This window comes from Leptotrichia sp. oral taxon 223, assembly GCF_013394795.1.
Taxonomy (GTDB): Bacteria; Fusobacteriota; Fusobacteriia; order Fusobacteriales; family Leptotrichiaceae; genus Leptotrichia.
The window spans coordinates 1,969,912-1,994,483 of the sequence record NZ_JABXYU010000001.1 but is presented as its reverse complement, the minus strand read 5'-3'; the positions used below and the strand labels follow the sequence as shown (position 1 = coordinate 1,994,483).

Here is a 24,572-nt window from a genome sequence, read left to right as displayed (position 1 = left end):
ATAATTTGAAATTTCATATTGAACAAATTTATTATTTATATTATTAAAAATATAATTTTAAAAAAAATCTGATACATAATAATTAGAATTTGTCTTTAACAAATCCAGCACTGCTATCGGCTTTTTAACCACATTTATCTTATAATCCCTGTAATAATACTTAGGATTTTTCCCCCCGACAAACACAACTGTATTGTTTTCATTATAAGTATACCCTGTATATTCATCATTTTCAAGTAGCAATGGTGTTCTTTTTAATTTTAATTTATTTTTAGCAAGTTCTTCAATAATTTCACTAGGAAAGCCTGTTAAATAAACATTTCTCTGAACCTCCGGCAATACTGCCTGATCCTCTAATTTGTCAGAAATTAAAATATCCTTGTCAAATTTATACACAGAATCATCTTTAAATTTATTTAATCCAGAATTTTCATAAGTTTCCTTTATAAAAAATTCAACATTCGATTTTTCAAAGTTTTCTACAACTTCCTTTCGATGATTTCTCAATTCTTCAATTAAAAATTCCTTATCCAGTTCCGAATAGACATTTGTTGGCTTAAAATCGGTTTTATTTAAAAGTTCATAAAGTACATAAATCTGCCTATTCAAATATTCCTGATCCGTTCCTACATATTCCGTCAAATTAGCGCCGTTAGACATTGCAGCTATCTGCTGCCTATAATATTCATCCAAAGAAGATGCAGGTAGTTCCAGTATTTTTTCTTCTTCTGAAAGCTGATCAATTTTTATATCCTGCATTTCCTGGTAAAATCTATTTTCCAGAAGCAATGAATACTTCTTCCCCTTTTTTATATTTTTCAAGAAAGTGTTAAATTCATTGTAAAATCTATTTTTCCCAAACAAATCTGTCGGATACGTAATTTCAAACAGCTTTATCTCATAACGTCCCGGTATAACTTTCCGCATTTTCTCTTTCCCGTCAATCATTACTTTTACCTGATTAAATCGAGGCTTTTCCTCTTCCTTCCATTTTATCTCCTTTTTTATCTTATCAAAAAGAGCAAAACTCGTCATACTGCACCCAAGCAGCATCAAAATTATTAACTGTTTCAAGGTTTTCCTCCTAATATATTCTTATAAATTTTCTTTTATTGAAATAGCAATATTTTCTGGCACAATTTCCATCAGTTCTGCTAGTGTTGCATTCCTTATATTTTTTATTAATCCAAATTTTTTTATTAATTCCTTTTTACGCTTTGGCCCGATTCCTGCAATGTCATCCAATGCACTTTTAACATTCCGTTTACTTCTTAATTTTCTATGATGCGTAATCCCAAATCTATGGGCTTCATCCCGCAGTCTTTGCAAAATTTTCAATGTTTCGTCTGTCTTTTCAAATAAATAAGGCTCGCTTTCATAACTTTTAAAAATTTCCTCTTCCCTTTTTGCAATTCCAATTACATCAGTATGCTCTATTTTCCCAAGTTTTTCCAATACATCCACAGCCACTCCAAGCTGCCCTTTTCCACCATCTATTAGAATTAAATTAGGCATTTTATCATTTTCCATTTTGGAATATCTTCGTGTCAACGCTTCCCTCATCATTAAAAAGTCATCAGGTGTGTCCTTTACTGTAATCTTAAAATGCCTGTATTCCTTCGGTGTTGTTTCCCCATCAAGTGCCACCGTCATCGCTGCAACCGCATCTTTTCCCTGAATATTTGAAATATCAAAACATTCGATTCTGTAAGGCAAACTTTTTAAATGCAGTTCTTTTTTCAAGTTATGCAGCCCTTCCTGAACCATACGACGTTTTCTGTAATATTTATCCACTTCTTCACGCAGGTTTAAATATCCCATTTCCAGAAGCTGCAATCTTCGGCTGTTTATTTTTGGAAAATGAAATTTTATTTCCTTATGCTTTTCAATTTTTGCCCATTCTTTTATCAAAAGTTCGCTTTGCGCAAATCGTTCATCACAAATAATATGTTTTGGAATGTTCCTTTTTTCATAATACGAAGTAATTAGCCGCTCAAACAGGTTTTCCTCCTGGCTTCTCTCCAGCGAGATTATTATATGATTTTTATTAATTACTTTTCCTTCACGAATGTTTAACACGCACAAAAACACATTTTCCCTTTTTTCCTCAAATACAAACACGTCTTCATCAATTTCCTTGCTGTATTCAATAATCTGTGTTTCCAGCATTTTTTTCATCACAGACAGTTTTTCCCGCTCGTTAATTGCACGCTCAAATTCCATTTCATCACTAAACTTTTTCATTCGGCTTTCCAGCATTTCAATAACCTTGTCAGAATGCCCCTTCAAAAAATTCTTGAAATTTTTTACATTTATACTGTACTCATCTTCAATATCCTTGTATTTACAGGGAGCAGGACAAGTTTTCATATAATATTTTAAGCAAGGTTTTGTAATTTTGTCCATATTTCGATTGCAGTCCCGCACGGGAAATATCTTAATAAGCGACTTCATTGCAAAAAATATCCCCATCGGATAAGGCCCGAAATATTCTGCATTTTCATTTAATTTTTTCGTGCTTCTCACAATTTCCACTTTAGGAAATTTTTCCTTTGTAAATTTTATATACGGATAAGTTTTTTCATCTTTTAATAAAATATTATATTTTGGCTTATTCTTCTTTATAAGATTATTTTCCAGAATAAGCGCCTCAACTTCCGATTTACAGATAAAAAATTCAATATCCCTAATGTTTTTAACCAATTCCAGCGTTTTCTGATTATGCGAATTTACATTCATAAAATAAGACTTTACCCTATTTTGCAAATTTTTCGCCTTTCCCACATAAATAATCTTTCCACGCTCATTTTTCATCAGATAAACTCCTGGATGGGTGGGAATATCCTTGTATTTAATTGGTGACTTTATTTCTTCTTCCATTTTGCCTTTTTATACCTCCGTTTTATCACCTATTTCCCTATGGAATTTTGTTATCTTGTATTCCAGCCTTTCGGACAAATCTTTATGCAGCATATTTACAAAAGTTGCAGATCTGTGCTGCCCTCCTGAACATCCTATTCCTATACGCAAATGTGACTTTCCGTCCTTCTCATACTTTGGTATCAGATATTCAAGCATATCAAGAAGCATTTTATAAAATTCCCTGCTTTCTTCAAGCCCCATTACATAATCCATAACGTCCTTATGATTTCCTGTTTTATGCTTTAAATCTTCGATGTAATAAGGATTTGGCAAAAATCTCAAGTCAAACATTAAATGCAGATCCAGTGGTATACCGTTCTTAAATCCAAAAGAAGTCAGATTTACACTTAATTTTGCTTTTTTCCCTGAATATTCCTTTTCCAGTATTTTCTGAAGTTCCTTTACAGACGTTTTAGTCGTGTCTATAACCAAATCTGCCTTTAGCATAAAGTCCTTAATTATTTTCCTTTCAGCCTCTATATTTTCAAGCAGCGTATCATATAAATTTAAAGGGTGTTTTCTTCTGGAAAGCTCATATCTGCTAAGAAGCACATTTGTTCTTGCGTCAAGATATATAATTTCGTAGTCTATTTCATTTTTATCCAAAAATTCAAGCTGCTTTAAAAACTGCTCTATAAATTCCTGATTTCTTATATCTATTGCAACCGCAACTTTATTTCGTTTTTTGTTGCTTAAAAATATTTCATTCAGATACTGAAACAAACTTATCGGAAAATTGTCAATACAAAAGTATTCCCTGTCCTCAAAAAAATTCATTGTTTCTGATTTTCCTGCACCACTCATCCCTGTTATTATAACAAGCTCTTTTTTTTCTCCTTCATCTTCCATTATCATCTTACTCCCTCTCATTTTATTATTATCCCATTTTTTTAATATTTTTCTTTGTTAATTATACCATAAATTTTTCATTTAGATAAATTATTTTTAAAATATTTTAGCAACTACCACCTTGTTTTCTAATCTATTATTTAAATGCCTATTCTAAGCCCTTTAAAAGCCTTATGTGATAATATTATTCTAAATTTAAAATTGGAGGAAATAATATGAAAAAATCTATTAATTTTATAATTTTAGGATCCATCCTTTCCATAATTGCCATCAGTGCCTACATATTTACACAAAATAAAATAGAAATTCCAAAAGAAATGATAATTTCTGCTGTTAAATCACACTTTCCAATTGAAGAATCAATGTTCATAATTGGAGATATGAAACTTTCCAACCCAACAGTCTACTTTGAAAATGACAAACTTATAATTGACACTGATTACGAATTTAAAGACAGAGCTACTTCCGAACTGACTACTGGAAAAGCCAGATTTGAAAACGATTTAGAATATAAAAATTCAAATCTTTATCTTTGGAATTTTAATTTAAAAAAATTAATAACAAAAGATGGAAAAGATATCAAGCCAGATAAATACGCCCTTACCCTTATAAATACCATATCCTACGAACTGCAATACAAAAAACCTTTACTCTACTTAGGAAATAACAAAAAATTTAATTCTATAAAAAGCGTTAAAATCAAAAACAACAAAGTTTTAGGGGAGAAGTAGATTTTTCTATTTCTCTTTTTTTACAGTAAATAAAAATAAGACTGACTAATTTTTTTATTTTTCTTTACAACTGACTTTTCGTAATTTACTTAAAATCCTCAACCCCAATAGAAAATTTTCTCATTCCCTTTCCCTTTCATTTTTTTAATCTTTTATTCAATTATTCAATTATGCCTTGTAAATTAATAAAAATCAATTTTTTCTTTTTTATAAAAAATTATTAAGATTTATTTGACTTTTTTAATTTTATGGGGTATATATTATTATGTGAGCAGTTATTCACATAATTAAATTTATAAATTAAAATATAGAAAGGAAATAACATAATGAAAGCAGTAGTAGTTAATAAAGAAGGAACTGGAATAGAAGTTGTAGAAAAGAAATTAAGAGGGTTAAAAGCGGGAGAAGCGTTAGTTGATGTGGAATATTGCGGTGTTTGCCATACTGATTTACATGTGGCTCATGGAGATTTTGGAAAAGTTCCTGGAAGAGTTTTGGGACATGAAGGAATTGGAATTGTAAGAGAAGTTGCAGACGGTGTAACATCTTTGAAGCCTGGAGATAGAGTAAGTATTGCTTGGTTCTTTGAAGGATGTGGAAGATGTGAATACTGTATCAATGGACAGGAAACTTTGTGTAGAGATGTAATAAATGCAGGATATTCTGCCGATGGAGGAATGGCTGAACAATGTATCGTTACAGCTGATTATGCAGTAAAAGTTCCAGAAGGATTGGATCCAGCTCAAGCCAGCAGTATCACTTGCGCAGGAGTTACAACTTATAAAGCAATAAAAGTTGGAAAACCTCAACCAGGACAATGGGTAGTAATTTATGGTGCTGGAGGATTAGGAAACTTGGCAGTTCAATATGCTAAAAAAGTATTTAATACTCACGTAATCGCTGTTGACATAAACGATGACAAATTGACACTTGCAAAAGAAGTTGGAGCAGATTATATTATAAACGGTAAAAAAGAAGATCCAGTTGCAAAAATTAAGGAATTAAGCGGACTTGGGGCTCATATTGCTGTAGTTACTGCTGTATCAAAAGTTGCATTTAACCAGGCTGTTGATTCAGTAAGAGCCGCTGGAAAAGTTGTCGCAGTTGGACTTCCATCAGAAACTATGGACTTGCCAATCGTAAAAACAGTATTAGATGGTATCGAAGTAATCGGATCACTTGTTGGAACAAGAGAAGACTTAAGGGAAGCATTCCAATTTGGAGCAGAAGGATTGGTTGTACCTGTAGTTCAAACTAGAACTATTGAAGAAGCACCAGAAATCTTTAAGGAAATGGAAGAAGGAACAATTCAAGGACGTATGGTAATTGATATGCACTCACATTCTTGTGGTTGTGGACACAAACACTAATTTCATTTAAATTCATCTAAATAAATAAAAAAATGTAATTAACTTGATTGTTAGTTACATTTTTTCTTTAAAAAGATATGTTATTAATACTATTTCCTGTCTAAATAGTGAAAATCAAAAAATTTATGAAATTAAAGTCATTTTTTACAAGATTATACTATTAATTATTGAATTATCATTTAATTAAATTTAATCATTAAGTATCCATATAAGGGATTTTTATTTAGATTTTGAGAAATTGCTTATTGTTAATAAATATTTTTCCTATAGTTTTTATGTTTTTTCTTTTTATAAAGCAAGGGAAATCAATCGCCATTTCCCTTTATTTCGCAATAATAGTTATTTTAACATTTTTAAATAATGGCATATTAAAGATAATGGCGAAAGTGCTGTGCACTAACCCTGGCTCGTCTAAGCATTTTTTTGAAATATTCCCAAATTTTATTTGGGAAAGTAGTCTGAACTTTATTGTTTGGATAAACCTGAATTACTACGAAAACGAAACTCGCTTACGCTCACTTTCGCAAATTAAAGATTAGAACAACTCTCTAAAATATATTTGTTATAAAGGTTTTGGCGAAAGAAACACATAAATGTGTTTAATCGTTTTCATTCCAAAAAAATCACGACATTCTATATTAAATTATAAAGATTATATATTTAATTTCTTAAATTTGGAAAATATTAAAGAGCAAAATTTCGTTAAAGGAAAAATAACTGTCTGAGCGTAGTTTTACGAAGCGAGTTTTATTTTTTCTTTATAAGAAAGTTTTGCGTAAAGCGGGGTTGTAAGGGCATGGCGTCTGATGCCCTTACGTTACAAAAAAATAGAAAAACTATTATTATTAATCATAATATTTATAAATAAAATTATAAAAGTCTTTAAGATGGATACTTAAGAATTAAATTTAATTTTTTTAACAAGACTATTAAATTAAATTATTATAGAATTTTATTTCATTTTAAAAAATTTAAAATTTCAATCTCATTTCATACCAGACAGCACCGCCGTGAACAGACTCTGAAACTCCTTCTTTTTCAAAACCAAATTTTGAATAATATGAAACAAGTTTATCTTTACAAGTTAAGACTACCCCTTTTCTGCCTTTACTTTTTGACTCAAAAATAAGCTCATTGATTAATTTTTCAGCATATCCTCTCTTTCTATATTCAGGGAGCGTATTCACTCCAAAAATCATTTGCCAATTTCCTTTTTCGTTATGTAAATTAGGATTTTCATACATTTCATCTAACAAATTTGGACTATCTGTCGCCATTCCATTTACAAAACTCACAATTTTTTTATTTCCATCTTTCCCTTCTTCTTCAAGGATCCAGAAATAATTAGGATAAACAGCTAATCTGCCTTCAAAAGATTCCCTAGTTGCAGCTTCACTTGCTGGAAAACACACCGCTTCTATTGCCGTTATCTCATCCAAATCTTCTATTCTTGCCTTTCTAATGTTCATAATTTATTTTCCCTTCAACTTTTTGTTATTAAATTATAACATTTCAGAGAACACAAATCTAGTTATTAATTTATCATTTTTCGATTAATAGGACACCTGTCTATCATTTATAAAAATTCTTGGATTTGCTGAACTAAACAAGGGATAACCCTTATTGTTCAATCTTGCATTGTACACCGCTATTTTTTGCACATTAATTTCATTTTTCCAAATATATTTTGCTAATTTGTCGTCTAAATAGATTTTTCTTCCAGAAACTTTTCTTTTATATTCATTTTCTCTCTTTTCATAACACTCTTCCACTCCTGAACCAATTTCATACACAGGAAATTTAGCGTATCCATAAAATGTTCTAAATCCTATTATTGACAAAAAATCTCTTGAATTTATCGTACATTCATAATAAAAAGTTTTGCTCGTTGAACTTTCAAAATTTCTATATAAACTTTCCGAATATGCTTTTTCATCATTCATTTTTTCTACTAATCTGTATTCTCTTTTATCTTTCGGATTTATCACTTTTCCATCTACAATATTTTCATCTCTTGAGCTTGAACTCGAACTTGAGTAACTGTTACCGCCTATAAAAGCATCTCTTAATTTAGACCAAAAATCGGCTTTTGCTTGTTGTGTTATTACTGCAAATACCAATAGAACCAGTAAAAAAACTTTTTTTCTTTTCATAAAAAATCATCTCCTAAAATTTCTTGCTTCTTTGCAAAATGTTAAAAATTTACTCTAACTCCTGTAGTAAACACATTATTTCGTGCTTTTTTATCAACTTTTCCATCATAATTCAAGTACCACGCAAAATTTGGTGTAACTTCATTTAAAACTCCAGCTCCTACCCAAGTCTGATTTTTTGAAAGTCCGATTCCTTTCACTTTAAATTTCGCATTTGGCAATCCTGAATACGACGCTTCAAAACTTAAATCTTCATTTTTTAATGCTCTCTGATGAGTTACATATCCTTGCACTGTAGCTTTTGAGCCATTTTTAAAGTTAAAACTTTGGCTAGCTCTAATCCCGGCAAGCCCGCTTGTCTGATTATAAGTTTTTTTGTCCGCTTTTAATCCAAATTGACTGTTTTCTTCATTAAATGCACCTCTTTGAACTGTATCGTGTGAAATTCCAACAAATGGTGTAAACACAAAATCTCCTTTTTTAACATCGTAACCTGTTTCCAAATATCCTGAAATTACTTTATCATTATGCTCAATTTTGGCTCTTGAAATGTCATTGGTAGACAAAATAATATCTCTTTTGACTTCACTGTTTACAAAACCAATTCCAATTCTTCCTTGCACATACAATGGATTATCATTATTTCCAGCTCTTCCATAAAGTGAAATTCCAAAATTGTCTGAATCTGATTTCCCGCCATGTCTATTAAATTTCACATTTCCTTTTGAATAAGACAACACCGTTCCTAAAATCAAGTTTTCTCCAAATTTCTTATCAATTCCAACTTGCCCGCCATAAACTTTAGTCTTTCCTTCGGCATACCCGTCTTGTTTCAACTTTCCACTTGCACCAATTCCAGAAATCCACAATCCGAACTTATCTCCAACGTTGTCGAGTGTTCCAAGCATTACAAGTCTATTCGACAAATCCTTATTTACAGTTTGCGACTGCTGAAATGTCAAAGCTTGAGCTGAAGCATAAATTTGCCCTGATAAACTGTCCAGTGCACCTGAACTCGAAGATAACGAATTTTTTTGCAGTTTTGCCGCACTTAAAGCAAACTTAGAAACATCTGCATTTCCTTCTTCAATTTTTTTATCCAGTTCCTTAAAGGAAACTTCCACATTTTTAGCCGTGTTTTTTTGCATTTCATCACTATCACTTAAATTATTAACGTAGTCTTCCACATTTTTTCTGCTAATTGTAGCTTTAATTGAATTTTCAGTATTTTCCACTTTTCCATTAATCAGTTCACCTGTTTCCACTTTTTCAAATTTTCCTTCTATTCCTTTTTCAGCTTCAATAACTGTCGCTGTTGTTGGCGCTGCTGTAACATAATTATTATTCAGGACTCTCAAAGTGCTACCCAAAGTCTGATTTCTCTCTCTTCCATCGATTTTTACAGTTCCCTTTACTATCAATTTCGTTCCAATTTCAGCTTCTGTTACCGAACCATATTCTGCTGTATAATTTCCTTCTATAATAGCACCTTTTCCAACATTTTTAAGTATTCCTTTATTAATTACATCTTTCCCTATTTTTGTGTTTGAATTCGTTATTAATGTTCCAGTGCTTCCTATTTTAATACCAGATGAATGGCGTCCTCTAATATCAAGTATTCCTCCATTAATCTCTGTATCCTGCCAAGAATAAAAACCGGCATCTCCTTTTAAAATTAATTTTCCAGCTCCTTCTTTTTCTAATCTGCCACCTCGAATATAATTACTAAACTCCCAAGTCGTAAAAGCAGGAACAAAAATTTTGTCATTTATATAAACTGGCCCTCCCAATGCTTTTGCACCATTTAATAATCCTGTTCCAAATATATCATCCGTACCCGTTGCTCCAATGTCAGTAGCTGTTGAAAGTATTATTTCTCTAATCATCCCCATTTTCATTCCAGGAAATTTTTCATACAATTGTCCTGCAACTGTTGCAACATTTTCTGCCGCTTTTGCCGATGTGCCATCCTCACTTACCGCCGTTATTGTCCAAGATTTCGCCACTCCCGCATTTGAAAGCGGTTCTAGATCCTTCCATTCCAATCCTGTTGTTCCTGGTTTATTTGCAAGTGCAACAACATTTATCCAGGATTTTTCTAAACTATTTTCAAAATATGGCAATCCCCCCTGAAGCGATGGATTCTTGTTCCCCTTAGCATCACCTGCTGGCCAGATATATAAATTATCTCCTGCATATGAATTTACCCTTGCAATGTATTCATCCATTAACTCTGCGCCGATTGCCGCTCTATAGCTGTTTGAATCAGCTAAATCTGAACTAAAATCTGTAACTTGCTGTGTTGTTCCGGAATTATGCACAAATATTTTTCTGCTCATAGGAACTCCCGCTGAAACCTCATAATCCTGTTTTGTTATTGGTGTTCCAGCTGTACTTGGAATTTTTTTTACTGCATCTGATGTTATAGAATTATTTATTCTGTTGGGATTTTCAGGCAAATACTGAAAATACTTTTCTCTAATTACAATAGCATTGTCGTAATAAACATCATTAACTCCTATTACTGGTTCTGATGGTGTTAATGGGGTTAGCGGTGCTGACGGTGTCGGTGATGCTGACGACCCGCCTGATTTTGAGCCACCACTTCCACAGCTTAATAAAATCAATAGTAAAGCATAAACATACATATTTTTGAGGTTTCTTTTCATTTTGACCAACTCCTGTTATAATTTGATTTGACATTGATTTGATTTAATTCAATTATAATACTTTAACATTAAAGAAAAATGAGAAAACTTGACTAAATCCTTAATTTAAACGATATTATTACTCTTAAAGCATTTTTTTTATATCTTATTCATAGCAAATCAGACTCAATGATTAAGGTTATTTTTATAAAAATTTTAAAAAGTCTATTCTAAGAAATTTATTGACAATAAGCGCTTTGTCTGATAAAATTTTATAGGCATAAAATTGTTTTTTAGTCAGGCAGCTTTGGCTTTGAACTAAAATTTTAAATTTATGCTTATTTTGTATTTTTCGGAGGTGAATGTTTTGAACGAGGAAGTCCCGAGTCAGAAACTGAATAATTTAGATTTTACAAATATATGCAATGGATAAGGGGAATCTCTTCGCTGCTGTTATTCTTCTTATTTTGAAATTGCATAAAATAAAAAGCATAAGGGAAAGGATATAACAGTGGAAGACAACACTATTCAAACACTTATAAAAGAAAAAAAATATTTTGAAATTAGAAAATATTTAAATGACTTAAATACCGTTGAAGTTTCGGAACTGCTAAATCAGTTTGAATCTTCTGAATTAATAATGATTTTTAGGCTGCTTTCCAAAAATAGGGCAGCGGATGTATTTTCATATCTGGATACAGAGCATCAGGAAATGATTATTAACACTATGACTGATGTGGAAACGAAAAATATATTTGATGAGCTTTATTTTGATGATATTGTCGATATTATTGAGGAAATGCCATCAAATGTAGTAAAAAAGATTTTAAAAAATACTGATGCTAAAGACAGGCATACAATAAATCTTTTGCTGAAGTATCCTGACAATTCAGCCGGAAGCATTATGACAACTGAATATATGGATTTGAAAAAGGATATGAAGGTATCTCAAGCAATCGCTAAAATCAGGAACACTGTGGAAGATATGGAAAATGTCTATACTTGTTATGTCATTAGCGAGGACAGAAAGCTGGAAGGTGTTATTTCACTAAAGGAATTAATTACAAATGAAGATGACACGGTTGTGAAAAATATAATGAACCGTAATTTTGTAAGCGTTCACACAAATGACGATCAGGAACATGTTGCTGAAATAATTAAAAAGTATAATTTGATTGTGCTTCCAGTTACAGATATAGAGAACAGGCTTCTTGGGATAATTACAATTGACGATATAATGGACGTTGTGGAACAGGAAGCGACAGAAGATTTCCACAAAATGGCGGGAATTACACCAGTTGAGGAATCTTACCTCAAGACAAGCGCTTTTACTATGGCAAGGCAGAGAATTAGCTGGCTTGTTGTACTTATGATTTCTGCAACTTTTACAGGAAGAATTATAAAAAGCTATGAAGATGTGCTGCAATCGGTAGTTATTTTATCTTCATTCATCCCAATGCTAATGGATACCGGAGGAAATGCAGGAGCCCAGTCTTCTACAATTGTTATTCGTGCCTTGGCACTGGGTGAAGTAAATCCAAAGGATATTTTTAAAATATTAAAAAAAGAATTTTCTATCTCATTTATCGTGGCAGTCGTTCTGGCAGGAATTAACTATTTACGGCTTATAACTTTGACAAAAACGCCTTTAAATGTCGCCTTGACTGTTTCGATCACCCTTATTTTCGTAGTTATGATTTCCAAAATAATAGGTGCATTTTTACCTGTTGTTGCAAAAACATTTAAAATGGATCCCGCAATTATGGCAGGGCCTCTAATAACTACAATTTTAGACGCTTTGACCCTTTCCATCTATTTTAAATTTGCAACTATATTTTTGAGTAATATTATAAAGTAGGGAGGGAATGATGAAAGAATTAATTGAAACTCTTTTAAAAGAAAAAAAATATTTTGAAATAAAAAGTGAGTTAAATGAACTGAACGCAGTGGAAGTTTCTGATATATTAAATCAGTTTAAGTTGCCTGAACTTGTAATAATGATTTTTAGACTGTTGAAAAAAGATAAGGCGGCGGATGTGTTTCCTTATCTGGATTCAGAACATCAGGAAATGATTATTCACGCCTCAACAGATATTGAAACACGTGAAATTTTTGATGAGCTGTACTTTGATGATATTGTCGATATTATTGAAGAAATGCCATCAGATATTGTAAAAAAAATATTAAAGAATACCGACAAAAAGGACAGGCACTTGATAAATCAGTTGTTAAAGTATCCTGATAATTCAGCTGGAAGCATTATGACAACCGAGTATGTGGATCTGCAAAAAAATATGAAAGTGTCGGAAGCAATTGAAGAAATTAGAAAAACTGGAAAAGATAAGGAAAATATCTATACTTGCTATGTTACTGGAGAAAATGGTGTACTGGAAGGCGTGCTTTCCCTCAAGGAATTAATTGCCAAAAAGGATACTATCTTAATTGAAGATGTTATGAATAAAAATTTTGTAAGCGTCAATACAAATGATGATCAGGAAATTGTAGCCGACCTGTTCAAAAAATACGATTTTATCGTTATGCCGGTTGTTGATCACGAAAACAGAATTTTGGGAATAATTACAATAGATGACGTGATGGATGTAGTGGATCAGGAAGTTACGGAAGATTTTCATAAAATGGCAGGGATTACTTCTCCCACTGACGACTCTTACTTAAAGACAAATGTCTTTACAATGGCAAAACAGAGAATTGGGTGGCTTGCCGTACTTATGATTTCTGATACAATTTCTGGAAATATCATTCAGGGGTATGAAAAAGTGCTGGCTAAATCTATTATTCTGACAGCTTTTATCCCAATGCTGATGTCGAGTGGAGGAAATGTCGGTTCCCAGTCATCAACAGTTGTAATCCGTTCCTTGGCACTGGGTGAAATCTCTCCAAAAGATGCCTTTAAAGTTATTAAAAAAGAATTTTTTATTGGTATAATGGTTTCCATCGTCTTGTCAGCCTTAAATTTCATAAGATTGATTACACTGGAAAAAACCAATCCGACAATCGCTCTTATTGTTTCATTAACCCTTGTATTTACAATAATAATTTCAAAACTGGTAGGAGCATTGCTGCCGCTCGGAGCAAAAATTGTAAAAGCCGATCCAGCCGTTATGGCAACCCCTCTGATAACAACAATTTCAGACGCTGTAACACTTGTTATTTACTTTACTTTTGCAACAATGCTTTTAAAGAACCTTAAATAATATAAATCTAATGAAATACTGTCTATAAAATTATACAAACATAGTATAATGTAAAAAAAATCGAAGGAGAAATTTATGAAGGCAAAAATTTTAATTTTACTAAGTATGCTTTTATTTGTAGTAAGCTGTGGAACTCATCCTGCACAAAAAGATTTTGAGGAAAAAATGAAAATAATCCAATCAGGAGATATGTCAAAATTTGGCAAAGCTGAAGGAAATATTAATGCTATTTTAGAAAATTTTAGCAAAGTATACGGTGAAGGAATGAAAAAAATAACTTACAAAGTCAATAAAGTCGAGTCAAAAGGAAACATTGCTACAATAAATGTTACTATAAAAGCTCCCGATTTAACTTCATACATAGGTGAACTTCAAACTAGGCTCTCTGAAAGAATGTCTAAAGCTATGCCAAAAAATAATGAAGATTTACAAAAAGAAGTTATGCAAGTTGGAAAAGAGTTCTTTAACGAGAAATTTAATAGCAAAGATTTAAAATATTCAGAAAAAACGCTGGACGTAAAATATGTAAAAAATGGTAAAGACTGGATAATAAGTGACGAAAACGAAGAGTTTTTCAAAATGATTACATTTGGACTTGCTAATTAGAATATCGATTTTCTTATAATTATAAATACTCTAATTTTAATTAATTGGAGTATTTTTTTATGAAAATAAGGAATTTCATCAGCCTTCTTTTTTAAATGTTTCTATAAAAAAACCGCACCTCTTATCTTGTGTCCAAGATTTTAGATGCAGTTCATTTTTCCTATTTTAAAAATTAATATTTTGTAATCAAATACTCAAATGCTCCAAGTGCCGCTTTTGCACCTTCTCCCATTGCGATGATTATTTGTTTTTGTCTAATGCTAGTAACATCTCCCGCTGCAAAGATTCCAGCCACAGAAGTTAAGTTATTTTCAGGATTAATTACAATTTCTCCAATTTTATTTGTTTCAACCAAGCCTTTTACAACTTCGCTTCTTGGTGACAACCCAATTTCCACAAACATACCTTCCACATTCAACGTTTTTTCTTCATTAGTTTCTCTGCTTTTATAAACAATACTTTCTACAAATTCTTTTCCATTAACTCTAACTGTTGCAGAATTTAAAATAGTTTTTATATTTGACTGTTCAGCCAATTTTTCCTGTAAAATCTTATCAGCCTTTAATTCTGGCATAAATTCAATTAATGTAACTGATTTTGCAATTCCAGACAAATCCAGTGCCGCTTCCACACCTGAATTTCCCCCACCAATTACAGCCACATCCAGCCCTTTATAGAAAGGCCCGTCACAAGTTGAGCAGTAATGCACTCCTTTACCAACATATTCAGCTTCTCCAGGAATATTCAAACTTCTAGGTTTTGCTCCAGTTGCTACAATAACTGTTTTTGTTTTATAACTTTTTCCATCATCAGTTACCAAAATCTTATCTTTTCCATCTTCCTTTATCTCTTTTACTAAATGACCTTCCTTAAATGCAATTTCATGTTCTTTTAAATGTTTTTCCAATGTTTCAGCAAATTTAGCTCCAGTTGTAGAAACAGTTCCGATAATATTCTCAATTTCATTTGTATCAAGAATCTGTCCACCAATCTTCACTCCAACCATCGCCACATTAAGCCCTTTTCTAGCCGCATAAATTGCTGCAGAAACAGCTGCAGGCCCAGATCCGACTACAGTCACATCATAAAGTTTATTTTCATCAATTTTTACTAATTTCCCTTCATCTAAAGCACCAAGATTTAAGCTAAAATCCATTTTCCATACCTCCAATTTAATTTTTATTTATTTTATAATAATTTATTTAATTTTGTAATCATTACAATTTATTTTAATATAATTTTCTAAAATTGTCAATATTTAAATTTTAACTTTAATAAATGTCATATTTATTTTATCAACAATTTCCAATATTTTCTTACCTATTAAAAAATTAAAAACAAAACCCACCAGTTATAAATAACCAGTGGGCAAAGGTAGGAGGAGATTAATTCAAGCCGACTATCTTTGACGGCTAAAAATCAAGAAAAAAATGATTATAGCCAATAAAACAGTCCAGTCTTGATTAATCATCTTGACCACCCCCAATCTATATGCTTTGTTGTCGTTTAAGTTTGCGGATCTTAATCGACAGAATATTATATCATAAAAAACACCCCCATTCAATTAAGAATGAGGGATTTTCCGCATTTTTTCTATGACTATAAGCATATAGATTGTTTTTTATTCAAAAGTATTATATCATTTTTCAAAAAAAAAATCAATACTAAAATTTTATATTTTTTTATACAGGAATCATTTCGTCAATTTCTCAAATGTTTTTTTATACTTCTTCAAAACTTTAGAAGAAATTATTTCCAATTCCTTATCTTCTGCAATTTTTACTGATTTATTCTCAACTTTCTTTGTTAAATTTCTTAATTTTGTTTCCATATTACTCACCTCTTATAGAAGATAATATCATAGATATGTAATAAAATTCAACCTATTTTTCAAAATTCTATTTAACTTTAAAAAATTTCAATCTCAAAGCATTCCCCAAAACAGATACTGAACTAAACGACATTGCAAAAGCCGCTATCATCGGATCCAATTTTGGTCCATTGAAAAATGCATAAAATATTCCAGCGGCAAATGGTATTCCAAGTACGTTATAAAAGAATGCCCAAAATAGATTTTCCTTTATATTTGTGATTGTCACTTTACTTAATGCTATTGCACCCGCAACATCTCTCAAATCGTTTCTAATTAAGACAATATCAGCTGATTCTATAGCAACATCCGTTCCATTTCCTATTGCAATTCCAACGTTTGCTTGAGCAAGTGCTGGTGAATCGTTAATTCCGTCTCCAACCATTGCAACAAATTCATCTTTTTCCTGAAGTTCCTTTACTTTTTGAGATTTCTGATAAGGCAGCACTTCTGAAATTACATCATCTATTCCCACTTGCTTTGCGATAAATTTCGCAGTTTTTTCGTTATCTCCAGTTAGTATTATTGTCTTGATTCCCATTTTTTTCAGTTTTTCTATAGCTTCCTTGCTTGTTTCCTTGATAACATCTGCAACTGCAACAAGCCCTGCCAATTCGTTATCAATCGAAATGTACATTGGCGTTTTTCCTTCATTCGACAGAATATCATAATCTTTTTGAGAAATTTCCACATTGATTTTTCGATTTTCCATAAGTTTTCTATTTCCAATTTGCACTTCTTTACCATCAATTGCCGCACGAATACCGTAACCTGGCATTGCCCTAAATTTTTCATAGGGTTTAATTTCAATATTTTTCTCTTTTGCTTCATTTACAATTGCCTCTGCTAATGGATGCTCTGAATCATTTTCTACACTTGCAGCAATTTTTAACAATTCATTCTCGTTATAATTTCCATAAGCAATCAAATCAGTCAGTACAGGCTTTCCTTTCGTAATCGTACCAGTCTTATCAAAGACAACCGTTTTAATTTTATGTGCTGTTTCAAGAGCTTCTCCACTTTTAATAAGGATACCGTTTTCAGCCCCTTTTCCAGTTCCAACCATTATCGATGTAGGTGTTGCAAGTCCCAATGCACACGGACACGCAATTACAAGTACAGCGATGAAAAACGACAATGCAGTAACCAATCCACTTCCACTTAGAAACCAGGCAATCCCTGTAATTATCGCAATCCCAATAACAATCGGTACAAAATATGCCGCCACAATGTCTGCCATTCGAGAAATAGGAGCCTTTGACCCCTGTGCTTCTTCAACCAGTTTTATAATTTGTGACAAAACTGTATTTTTACCAATTTCAGTCGCCTCAAATCTAATACTTCCATTTTTATTTATACTTCCTCCAACAACCTTATCTCCAACTTTTTTGCTTACTGGCAAACTTTCTCCTGTCAACATTGATTCATCAACAGAAGTCGCCCCTTCCACAATCTTTCCGTCCACCGCAATTTTTTCTCCCGGTTTCACAATAACAATATCTCCAACTTTCAATTTTTCAATCAGAACTTCCTTTTCCACTCCATTTTCAATGATTTTAGCCTTTTTAGGCTGAAGTCCGATAAGTTTTTTTATTGCCGATGAAGTTTGACCTTTTGTTTTTGCCTCCAGCAGTTTTCCAAATAAAATTAATGTAATAATTGTACCAGCTGACTCATAATACAAATCCATATGTGCTTCAGGATCTACAGTTACAATTCTGAAAGTGGCATAAATTCCATAAAGTACCGCCGCTGTCGCCCCAATCGCAATTAATGAATCCATTGTTGGAGATTTTCTTACTAAATTTTTAAATCCATGTGAAAAAAAATCTCTCCCAGCATGAATAATAGGCAAAGTCAACACAAACTGTGCCAATGCAAAATTAAACGGATTTACTTTAGGATTCAAAAATTCAGGAAGTGTTGCCCCGAGCATATGCCCCATCGAAATATACAAAAGTGGAACAACAAAAATAATTGCCAAAATTAATCGATTTTTCAAACTTGTTATTTTTTCTTGATAAAGTTCCAGTTTTTTATCTTCTGTCATATCCTCAACCAGCCCATACCCAGCCGACTCTACTATTTTCCTAATTTTATCAAAATTATATTTTTTCTCATCATATTCAATATTCAATTTTTCAGTTGCAATATTAACTGAAGCGTTAATATCATTATTTTTATTAAGCGCCTTTTCCACAGCATTAGCACAAGCTGCACAGCTCATTCCAGTTACTGTATAATTTTCTGTTTTCATATTATTATGCTCCTTTCGTTTCTTCAAAAATTCATTTAACAATTAAAATCTAATTCTTCTAACTTTGTTTCATTTATAAATTTAATAAATTCTTGATAACAGTACTTACTTATCTTATCATTCATTTCTTCCACAATATCATCAAGATTTTCACCATCGTCAGTATATTCTTTTTCGCTCTCGTTGAGTATTTGAAATTTTTTGACTAATCCAGGTGATAATTTCTCTAGAATTTCTTCACACTCTTCTTTCTCAAAAATCTTTTCATAAACAGCATTATTATTAATATCAAAATTTATGATCCCATACACTATTCCCATTGATAATGAATAACTGCAAAAAATATAGTATAAATTATCTATTCCTTTATTTTTTGCAACTTCTTGAAGTTCATTTCTTTCCTGACTTGGAGAAAAAGTTCTTGCATAACTCCAATTGGCACGTCCCTGTAATGTTAGAAGTTTTTCATTATAATAAACAATTGTATCATATTCAAGTTCTAGTATAGCATCATAGATATCCAAATCATCCAGTATATCGTCTTCTTTTATCGTATTATCTTTTTTATATTTAATTCTTGTATAAAAATCTATTATTTCTGACATAATCTTATCACCTCTTAATCAATTGGTCTAAATGTTGAATAACTTTTTGTCCATTCTCTCCATTCTTTTGGAGTTATTGTTTTTAAATCAAATTTTTTCATAAAATTGTATGGATCTTCATAACTTTCTAATGGAGTATTATCAATTATTTCTTTAGGGGCAACTTCATTATCTATACCTAAATCAAATCCATGAAGCAATGCTATTTTTGCATATATTATAACATAAATATGTAAATAAAAACTATAGTTAGTAATACGATCTCTAACCAATGCCTTTGCTATCTTAGGCATCATCATTATATCTATTATTTCTTTCATTTTTTCAATATCCTTTAATGCTAAAGCCTTCAAAAATTCCATTCCATAAACACGGTATCTATAATAACTATCTCTAAAATTTTTAGATTTTTCCAAATATACTGAACATCGCTTTTTCACTTCTTCAAAATCACCAATTATTGCTAATAAAGTTGTCCTTGTTATAAAAAAATCTCCATATGTATTAGTTAAATTTTTATAAATATCTTTTTCTGAATCATAATCGTTAGGTTGTATTTCCTCTATATTATTTTTTAAAAACACTATAAAATCAGGATTATTTGACATCAGCATATAAAATAAATCTGAATTATCAAAAAATACCTTCTCATCTAATGCTTTTGATAAAAATTCTAATTTAGCAATTATATAGCAATAATATCTACAAGTTTTTATGTCCTTTTCTACAAATAATTTTTTTGAAGAAAGTTGTAAATACTCAAATCCAAGAGATTTCATACAGTATAGCTGATCACCTTTTTTATTTTCAATATAATCAATATCTTGCTCTATTTCTTCATAATTTAATGAATCATTTGTTTCATTCAAAATTCTATTCACACCGAATTCGTATTTAGTTTTTCCCGCCACAATGTTCATTTTATACCTCCAGTTATCAAATTTTATACTTATTAAACATGTTTTTTTTATTTCGAGAAGGAGTTAAAACCCCTTACCTCATAATACTTACTTTATTAACACTTACAGTTTCCCTAACAAGTCTATTATTAAAATAACAAATTACTCTTATAATTTCATTAATCATCCTTCTCTGCAATTACACTGCCCTTCAACACAATCACACAAAACTTCCTTCACAGCCGTTTTCCTCTTTTTCTCCACAGCCTTCAAAATCAAGTCCAAGTCGCCAAAACTCAGTTCACTGTTCTCAATAACTTTCCCTATCATTTCTCCAACTTTCGTTTTACAAATTTTATCAAAAGTTCCTAAAATATAACTATTAGCCACTTCTTTTTCCGTAAAATCCGTCGAATAAATATACTTGTTCCCAATTTCCCTCTTTTTCAAAATATTCTTTTCCAATAGCCGATTTAACAGCGTCTTTATTGTAGCCTGCTTCCAGTTCATTTTCTCACAAAGCACCTTTGATACAAACTTGCTTGTAACTTCACTATTTGCCCACACAACTCGCATTACTTCCCATTCTGCATCGGTTATATGCTGTTTTTTATCAATTTTGCAGTTTTCTTTCACATTCTTACCTCCTTACCTCACTTAATGTTTACATTCGTAATCTTTTATATTAATAGTTTACAATAGTAATCGTTTTTTGTCAAGTTTTTTTGTTTTTTTTTAAATAATTTTGTGTTATAACACCTGTGTAAATAACTCCTAAGGAGAGTATCCTTATAGTTAATTAAATGGTGAACAAATTAGGCTAGATTTTTCTAGTCTTTTTTGTTATAATAATTTTGCGGGTTTCACCACCCAAAAAATAAATTAAAATGTGAGAGTTTTCACTCCCACACAAAAAATTCAAATATATAAATATTATTTTAGACTTCTTTTGTTTCCGCTACCTTTTTATACCAGTAAGCACTTTTCTTTGGATAACGTTTTTGTGTTTCAAAGTCAACATAGAATAATCCATATCTTTTTTCATAGCCATTTGACCAAGAAAATACATCCATTAATGACCATAAGAAATATCCTTTTACATTCGCTCCATCCCTTATGGCGTCTGAAATTACTTCCAGATGTTGTCTTATGTAGTCAATTCTGGCATCATCATAAACTGTATTGTCTTCAAAAACATCTTTATATCCTAAACCATTTTCAGTAATATAGATTTTTTTATAGTTTGGATAATCTCTTTTTACTCTAAAAATTTGATCGTAAAGTCCTTTTGGATAAATTATCCAGTCCCAGTCAGTTCTTGGGATACTTTCATTGGCTTTTCTTTGTCCCACGCCTTTTATCTGATATTTGGAACTTCCTTTATTTCCTGTTGCATTGTGGATAATTTCAGTTTCACCATCGTATTCAGCCATCCAGTCGCTCATATAATAATTTATTCCAAGAAAATCATTCAAATCTTTTGCAGCTTTCAATTCTTCAAAGTCTTCTTCTCTTAAATCTAATTTCCCGCCATTAACTTTTAAAATGTGATTTACACCTTCCATTGTTTCCTTTGAATATTCACCTTTAAAAGTAGCATCTAAAATAAATTTATTATGGATAATATCGTCCAGTTCAGCGGCTCTAACATCTTTTGGATTATTTGGATCATAGGGATATTTTGTCGGTAATGCACAGACCATGCCTATTTCTCCATTGTATCCGTTTTTCTTAAACAAATTTACTGCTTTTGCGTGTGCCAAAACCATATTATGGTGTGACTGAAACAATTTTTCAAAATCATATTTTATTCCTGGAGGAAATTTTCCAACAAGATATTGACCATCTCCAATTGGTCCTATTTCATTAAATGTTGTCCAATAGTTTACTTCACTAAATTCTTCAAAACAGAATTTCGCATAATTTACAAAGTGCTCTATATTTTCACGATTTAAAAAATCTCCGTTGGAGTGCAAAACTTCTGGTGTATCAAAATGGTGAAGAGTTACAAAAGGTTCTACTTTTCTTTTTTACATTCTGCAAATAATTTATGATAAAATTCTACTCCTTTTGGATTTAATTCTCCATAGCCATTTGGAAAAATTCTTGACCATGCTATTGAAATTCTTATTCCATTTATACCGAATTCTTCGCAAAGTTTCAAATCGACTGGATATTGATGATAAAAATCACTCGCAGGTTCTGCCGTATACCAATAGTTTTCTTCTAAAAATTTATCCCATGCAACTGGTCCCTTCCCATCAATTTTGATTGCACCTTCAGCCTGATATGCCGCTGTTGCTCCTCCAAAAATAAAATCTTCCGGTAATTTTTTTGACATAATTAAACCTCCATAATTATATAAAACTATTACTTAGTATTAAAATATATTAATTAATCTTGAAATTGTGCTTGCACAAAGTCTAACGCACCTTTACCGTCACGAGTCAAACTAATATATTGAGCTCCTTCGGTTTTTGCTAATTTAATTCCTAATTTATCAGTTTCTGCCTTCATATCTTCAAAATTTGATGCAACTTGTGGCGCAAGAATAACCAAATCAAATTCAGGAAGTATTTCACGGTGTGCACCATATCCACCTGCTGCAGCTTTAACTGGAACATTATGTTCTTTTGCTGCCTTATTTAAAGCATTTGCTAAAAGTCCACTTGTTCCTCCACCAGCACACAATACAAGTACATTTGTTTCTTTTGTTATATTATTTTTAACGGCAGCAGTTTTTTCAACACCAGCTTTTTCAAGAATATTATCTGCTTTTTCAGTGTTGAAGTTTGCAGCAACTTTTTCTTTTAATTCGTTATTTGTAGTTCCAAGGCGTTCTTCTTCGAGAATTTGTTTATCGTATACTTTTATAAATGGATAATAAATAATAAAGTCCACAACAATTAAAAGTGCCGCTAAAATAAATGATAATACCTGAAGATTTGTTCCCAGTATTATTCCCAATGGTCCTGGAGTTGTCCATGGAAGATTAGCAGTAAAGCTGTTCATTCCAAGTACATCTATAAATATTTTAAAAATCCAAACATTTATTATTGGTGCAAAGATAAATGGTATAAAGAATACTGGATTTAATACAATTGGAGCACCAAATAAAATTGGTTCGTTTACACCAAAGAATGTAGGCACAACAGAAGCACGTCCAATAGCTTTATTTCTCTTAGATTTACAAATCCACATAAACATAAATGGCACTATCAAAGTAGCTCCAGTTCCTCCCATTGTAACTATAAACATTTGTGTTCCTGAAGTTAAGATTTTATCCGCATGTTGTCCAGCTCTCATAAGATTTAAATTTGCATCTATATTAGCATAAGTGACAACTGCAATAGCCGGTTCTACAATTGAAGGCCCATGAATTCCAACAAACCAGAAGAACGCAAAAGCCCCAAATATAATAGTAATTCCTACATATCCATCAGCTGCTGAAAATAATGGTCCAAAAAGTTTACCTACTGCTTCTGCAACTCCTGTACCAATAAAATGACGTACAAGAATATCAAGAACATAAAGTGATACAACTGATAAAGTAAATGGTATTACATCTTTAAAAACTTGTGAAATATTAGGCGGAACTTCGGAAGGCATTTTAATAGTTACTTCATTTTTTATACAAAACTTATAAATTGTTACAGTTATAAATGATGCTAAAAATGCAGTTAAAAGTCCTTTTGTACCCAAGAATCCAGTTGAAATTCCATCTTTAGTTGGATCTGCCGCTAATAACAACAATCCAACCATTGAGGCTAAAAGTGTAGAAAGATAATTAATTTGATTAGTTGCTGGCATAGAACGGTTTACAGAATCTGTTAATGATTTAGCTGTTGTTCCAGCTACTAAAAATGCTAAGATTCCCATAGAATAACTATATGGTTTCATTAATAAAGCTTCTATACTTTTTGGCCAAAAAAATCCAAAAGCATTTGGAACATAAGCAACTAAGATAAAAATACTAGAAAATAATATAACTGGCATACCAGCTATAAAACCATCACGAATTGCTCTTAAATATATATTCCGAGATAATTTTTCAAAAAAAGGTTTTCCTTTTTCTATAAATTCAATCAGTTTTTCCATTACTTTGCTCCTCTTTTATATAATTCTATTAAATGTTTCATTAATTCTTTCAATAATATTGTTGTCATCAAATGATCCTGTCCATGAATCATAATAAAACTCATTTCCAAATTTTCTCCAGCTGATTCTTTAGCTAAAATATCTGTTTGCGCATTATGAGCACCAACTAAGCATTCTTCAGCTTCTTTTACTAAGTTTTCTGCTTCTTCAAATTCACCATTTTGAGCTTTATTTAATGCAATCATCAATTTAGATCTTGCATCTCCTGCAAAAGCTACAATTTCAAATCCTACCATTGTTACATCTTCTTTTGTCATAATTCTCTCCCTTTTAACATTTTTTATTTTTT

Annotated in this window: 19 protein-coding genes and 1 pseudogene; 5 read left to right on the top strand and 15 right to left on the bottom strand. The window is 31.4% G+C overall.

What is annotated here, in order from left to right:
• Positions 1-57: 57 nt before the first annotated feature.
• From HW275_RS09380 to rapZ, 3 genes are read right to left on the bottom strand one after another with little or no spacing between them, the layout of a single operon-like run.
• Entirely contained in the window at positions 58-1,074 is a 1,017-nt protein-coding gene (locus HW275_RS09380; protein ID WP_178936270.1) for a hypothetical protein, read from the bottom strand.
• Between the two features lie 21 nt (positions 1,075-1,095).
• Complete coding sequence (uvrC, locus tag HW275_RS09375; RefSeq protein WP_178936269.1) at positions 1,096-2,880, bottom strand: excinuclease ABC subunit UvrC; 1,785 nt, start codon at positions 2,878-2,880, stop codon at positions 1,096-1,098.
• A gap of 9 nt (positions 2,881-2,889) precedes the next feature.
• Positions 2,890-3,777, bottom strand: coding sequence for an RNase adapter RapZ (gene rapZ, locus HW275_RS09370; protein ID WP_178936446.1), 888 nt, complete (start codon positions 3,775-3,777; stop codon positions 2,890-2,892).
• Positions 3,778-3,986: 209 nt separating this feature from the next.
• Here rapZ and HW275_RS09365 point away from each other — a divergent pair, with 209 nt between their 5' ends.
• Together HW275_RS09365 and adhP are read left to right on the top strand one after the other, a co-directional pair.
• Positions 3,987-4,502 carry a hypothetical protein gene (locus tag HW275_RS09365; RefSeq protein WP_178936268.1) on the top strand — a complete coding sequence of 172 codons (516 nt, stop codon included), beginning with the start codon at positions 3,987-3,989 and terminating at the stop codon, positions 4,500-4,502.
• Between the two features lie 326 nt (positions 4,503-4,828).
• Complete coding sequence (gene adhP / locus HW275_RS09360) at positions 4,829-5,872, top strand: alcohol dehydrogenase AdhP (protein WP_178936267.1); 1,044 nt, start codon at positions 4,829-4,831, stop codon at positions 5,870-5,872.
• A gap of 971 nt (positions 5,873-6,843) precedes the next feature.
• Here adhP and HW275_RS09355 read toward each other — a convergent pair.
• The 3 genes from HW275_RS09355 to HW275_RS09345 all read right to left on the bottom strand — a co-directional run bounded on the left by HW275_RS09355 (position 6,844) and on the right by HW275_RS09345 (position 10,694).
• Positions 6,844-7,341, bottom strand: a complete 498-nt coding sequence (locus HW275_RS09355) for a GNAT family N-acetyltransferase (protein WP_178936266.1) — start codon at positions 7,339-7,341, stop codon at positions 6,844-6,846.
• Positions 7,342-7,425: 84 nt separating this feature from the next.
• A complete protein-coding gene (locus HW275_RS09350) occupies positions 7,426-8,025 on the bottom strand; it encodes a hypothetical protein (protein WP_178936265.1) in 600 nt (199 codons plus the stop codon).
• A 41-nt stretch (positions 8,026-8,066) separates the two neighbouring features.
• Positions 8,067-10,694 (bottom strand): autotransporter domain-containing protein, encoded by a 2,628-nt coding sequence (locus tag HW275_RS09345; protein WP_178936264.1) that lies wholly within the window; start codon positions 10,692-10,694, stop codon positions 8,067-8,069.
• A gap of 490 nt (positions 10,695-11,184) precedes the next feature.
• On the opposite strand from HW275_RS09345, the gene mgtE (HW275_RS09340) reads away from it, so the two are divergent.
• The 3 genes from mgtE (HW275_RS09340) to HW275_RS09330 all read left to right on the top strand — a co-directional run bounded on the left by mgtE (HW275_RS09340) (position 11,185) and on the right by HW275_RS09330 (position 14,494).
• Entirely contained in the window at positions 11,185-12,531 is a 1,347-nt protein-coding gene (gene mgtE / locus HW275_RS09340) for a magnesium transporter (RefSeq protein WP_178936263.1), read from the top strand.
• A 10-nt stretch (positions 12,532-12,541) separates the two neighbouring features.
• Positions 12,542-13,888, top strand: coding sequence for a magnesium transporter (gene mgtE, locus HW275_RS09335; protein ID WP_178936262.1), 1,347 nt, complete (start codon positions 12,542-12,544; stop codon positions 13,886-13,888).
• Positions 13,889-13,963: 75 nt separating this feature from the next.
• Positions 13,964-14,494: a DUF5105 domain-containing protein gene (locus tag HW275_RS09330; RefSeq protein WP_178936261.1), complete on the top strand. Its 531-nt coding sequence runs from the start codon at positions 13,964-13,966 to the stop codon at positions 14,492-14,494.
• A 172-nt stretch (positions 14,495-14,666) separates the two neighbouring features.
• On the opposite strand, the gene HW275_RS09325 is transcribed toward HW275_RS09330, so the two are convergent.
• The 9 genes and pseudogenes from HW275_RS09325 to lacF form a co-directional block, all read right to left on the bottom strand.
• Positions 14,667-15,650: an FAD-dependent oxidoreductase gene (locus HW275_RS09325; RefSeq protein WP_178936260.1), complete on the bottom strand. Its 984-nt coding sequence runs from the start codon at positions 15,648-15,650 to the stop codon at positions 14,667-14,669.
• Between the two features lie 537 nt (positions 15,651-16,187).
• Entirely contained in the window at positions 16,188-16,325 is a 138-nt protein-coding gene (locus HW275_RS09320; RefSeq protein ID WP_178936259.1) for a hypothetical protein, read from the bottom strand.
• A gap of 67 nt (positions 16,326-16,392) precedes the next feature.
• Complete coding sequence (locus tag HW275_RS09315) at positions 16,393-18,621, bottom strand: cation-translocating P-type ATPase (RefSeq protein ID WP_178936258.1); 2,229 nt, start codon at positions 18,619-18,621, stop codon at positions 16,393-16,395.
• A gap of 35 nt (positions 18,622-18,656) precedes the next feature.
• The gene (locus HW275_RS09310; protein ID WP_178936257.1) at positions 18,657-19,226 is read right to left on the bottom strand and encodes a hypothetical protein; all 570 of its coding nucleotides are present in this window, start codon (positions 19,224-19,226) and stop codon (positions 18,657-18,659) included.
• A gap of 14 nt (positions 19,227-19,240) precedes the next feature.
• Positions 19,241-20,146 carry an Imm49 family immunity protein gene (locus HW275_RS09305; protein WP_178936256.1) on the bottom strand — a complete coding sequence of 302 codons (906 nt, stop codon included), beginning with the start codon at positions 20,144-20,146 and terminating at the stop codon, positions 19,241-19,243.
• Positions 20,147-20,308: 162 nt separating this feature from the next.
• The gene (locus tag HW275_RS09300; RefSeq protein ID WP_178936255.1) at positions 20,309-20,761 is read right to left on the bottom strand and encodes a CopY/TcrY family copper transport repressor; all 453 of its coding nucleotides are present in this window, start codon (positions 20,759-20,761) and stop codon (positions 20,309-20,311) included.
• 302 nt (positions 20,762-21,063) lie between these two features.
• Positions 21,064-22,466 (bottom strand): annotated as a pseudogene (gene lacG, locus HW275_RS09295) (6-phospho-beta-galactosidase).
• 53 nt (positions 22,467-22,519) lie between these two features.
• Positions 22,520-24,223: a lactose-specific PTS transporter subunit EIIC gene (locus tag HW275_RS09290; RefSeq protein ID WP_178936254.1), complete on the bottom strand. Its 1,704-nt coding sequence runs from the start codon at positions 24,221-24,223 to the stop codon at positions 22,520-22,522.
• Positions 24,223-24,540, bottom strand: coding sequence for a lactose-specific PTS transporter subunit IIA (lacF, locus tag HW275_RS09285; protein ID WP_178936253.1), 318 nt, complete (start codon positions 24,538-24,540; stop codon positions 24,223-24,225). The genes HW275_RS09290 and lacF overlap by 1 nt, the downstream gene beginning before the upstream one ends.
• Positions 24,541-24,572 lie beyond the last annotated feature (32 nt).

Excerpts from the sequence above, each read along its gene's own strand:
- uvrC (WP_178936269.1), bottom strand. The coding sequence starts at position 2,880 with ATGGAAGAAGAAATAAAGTCACCAATTAAATACAAGGATATTCCCACC.
- rapZ (WP_178936446.1), bottom strand. The coding sequence starts at position 3,777 with ATGATAATGGAAGATGAAGGAGAAAAAAAAGAGCTTGTTATAATAACA.
- HW275_RS09365 (WP_178936268.1), top strand. The coding sequence starts at position 3,987 with ATGAAAAAATCTATTAATTTTATAATTTTAGGATCCATCCTTTCCATA.
- adhP (WP_178936267.1), top strand. The coding sequence starts at position 4,829 with ATGAAAGCAGTAGTAGTTAATAAAGAAGGAACTGGAATAGAAGTTGTA.
- HW275_RS09355 (WP_178936266.1), bottom strand. The coding sequence starts at position 7,341 with ATGAACATTAGAAAGGCAAGAATAGAAGATTTGGATGAGATAACGGCA.
- HW275_RS09350 (WP_178936265.1), bottom strand. The coding sequence starts at position 8,025 with ATGAAAAGAAAAAAAGTTTTTTTACTGGTTCTATTGGTATTTGCAGTA.
- HW275_RS09345 (WP_178936264.1), bottom strand. The coding sequence starts at position 10,694 with ATGAAAAGAAACCTCAAAAATATGTATGTTTATGCTTTACTATTGATT.
- mgtE (WP_178936262.1), top strand. The coding sequence starts at position 12,542 with ATGAAAGAATTAATTGAAACTCTTTTAAAAGAAAAAAAATATTTTGAA.
- HW275_RS09330 (WP_178936261.1), top strand. The coding sequence starts at position 13,964 with ATGAAGGCAAAAATTTTAATTTTACTAAGTATGCTTTTATTTGTAGTA.
- HW275_RS09325 (WP_178936260.1), bottom strand. The coding sequence starts at position 15,650 with ATGGATTTTAGCTTAAATCTTGGTGCTTTAGATGAAGGGAAATTAGTA.
- HW275_RS09320 (WP_178936259.1), bottom strand. The coding sequence starts at position 16,325 with ATGGAAACAAAATTAAGAAATTTAACAAAGAAAGTTGAGAATAAATCA.
- HW275_RS09315 (WP_178936258.1), bottom strand. The coding sequence starts at position 18,621 with ATGAAAACAGAAAATTATACAGTAACTGGAATGAGCTGTGCAGCTTGT.
- HW275_RS09310 (WP_178936257.1), bottom strand. The coding sequence starts at position 19,226 with ATGTCAGAAATAATAGATTTTTATACAAGAATTAAATATAAAAAAGAT.
- HW275_RS09305 (WP_178936256.1), bottom strand. The coding sequence starts at position 20,146 with ATGAACATTGTGGCGGGAAAAACTAAATACGAATTCGGTGTGAATAGA.
- HW275_RS09290 (WP_178936254.1), bottom strand. The coding sequence starts at position 24,223 with ATGGAAAAACTGATTGAATTTATAGAAAAAGGAAAACCTTTTTTTGAA.
- lacF (WP_178936253.1), bottom strand. The coding sequence starts at position 24,540 with ATGACAAAAGAAGATGTAACAATGGTAGGATTTGAAATTGTAGCTTTT.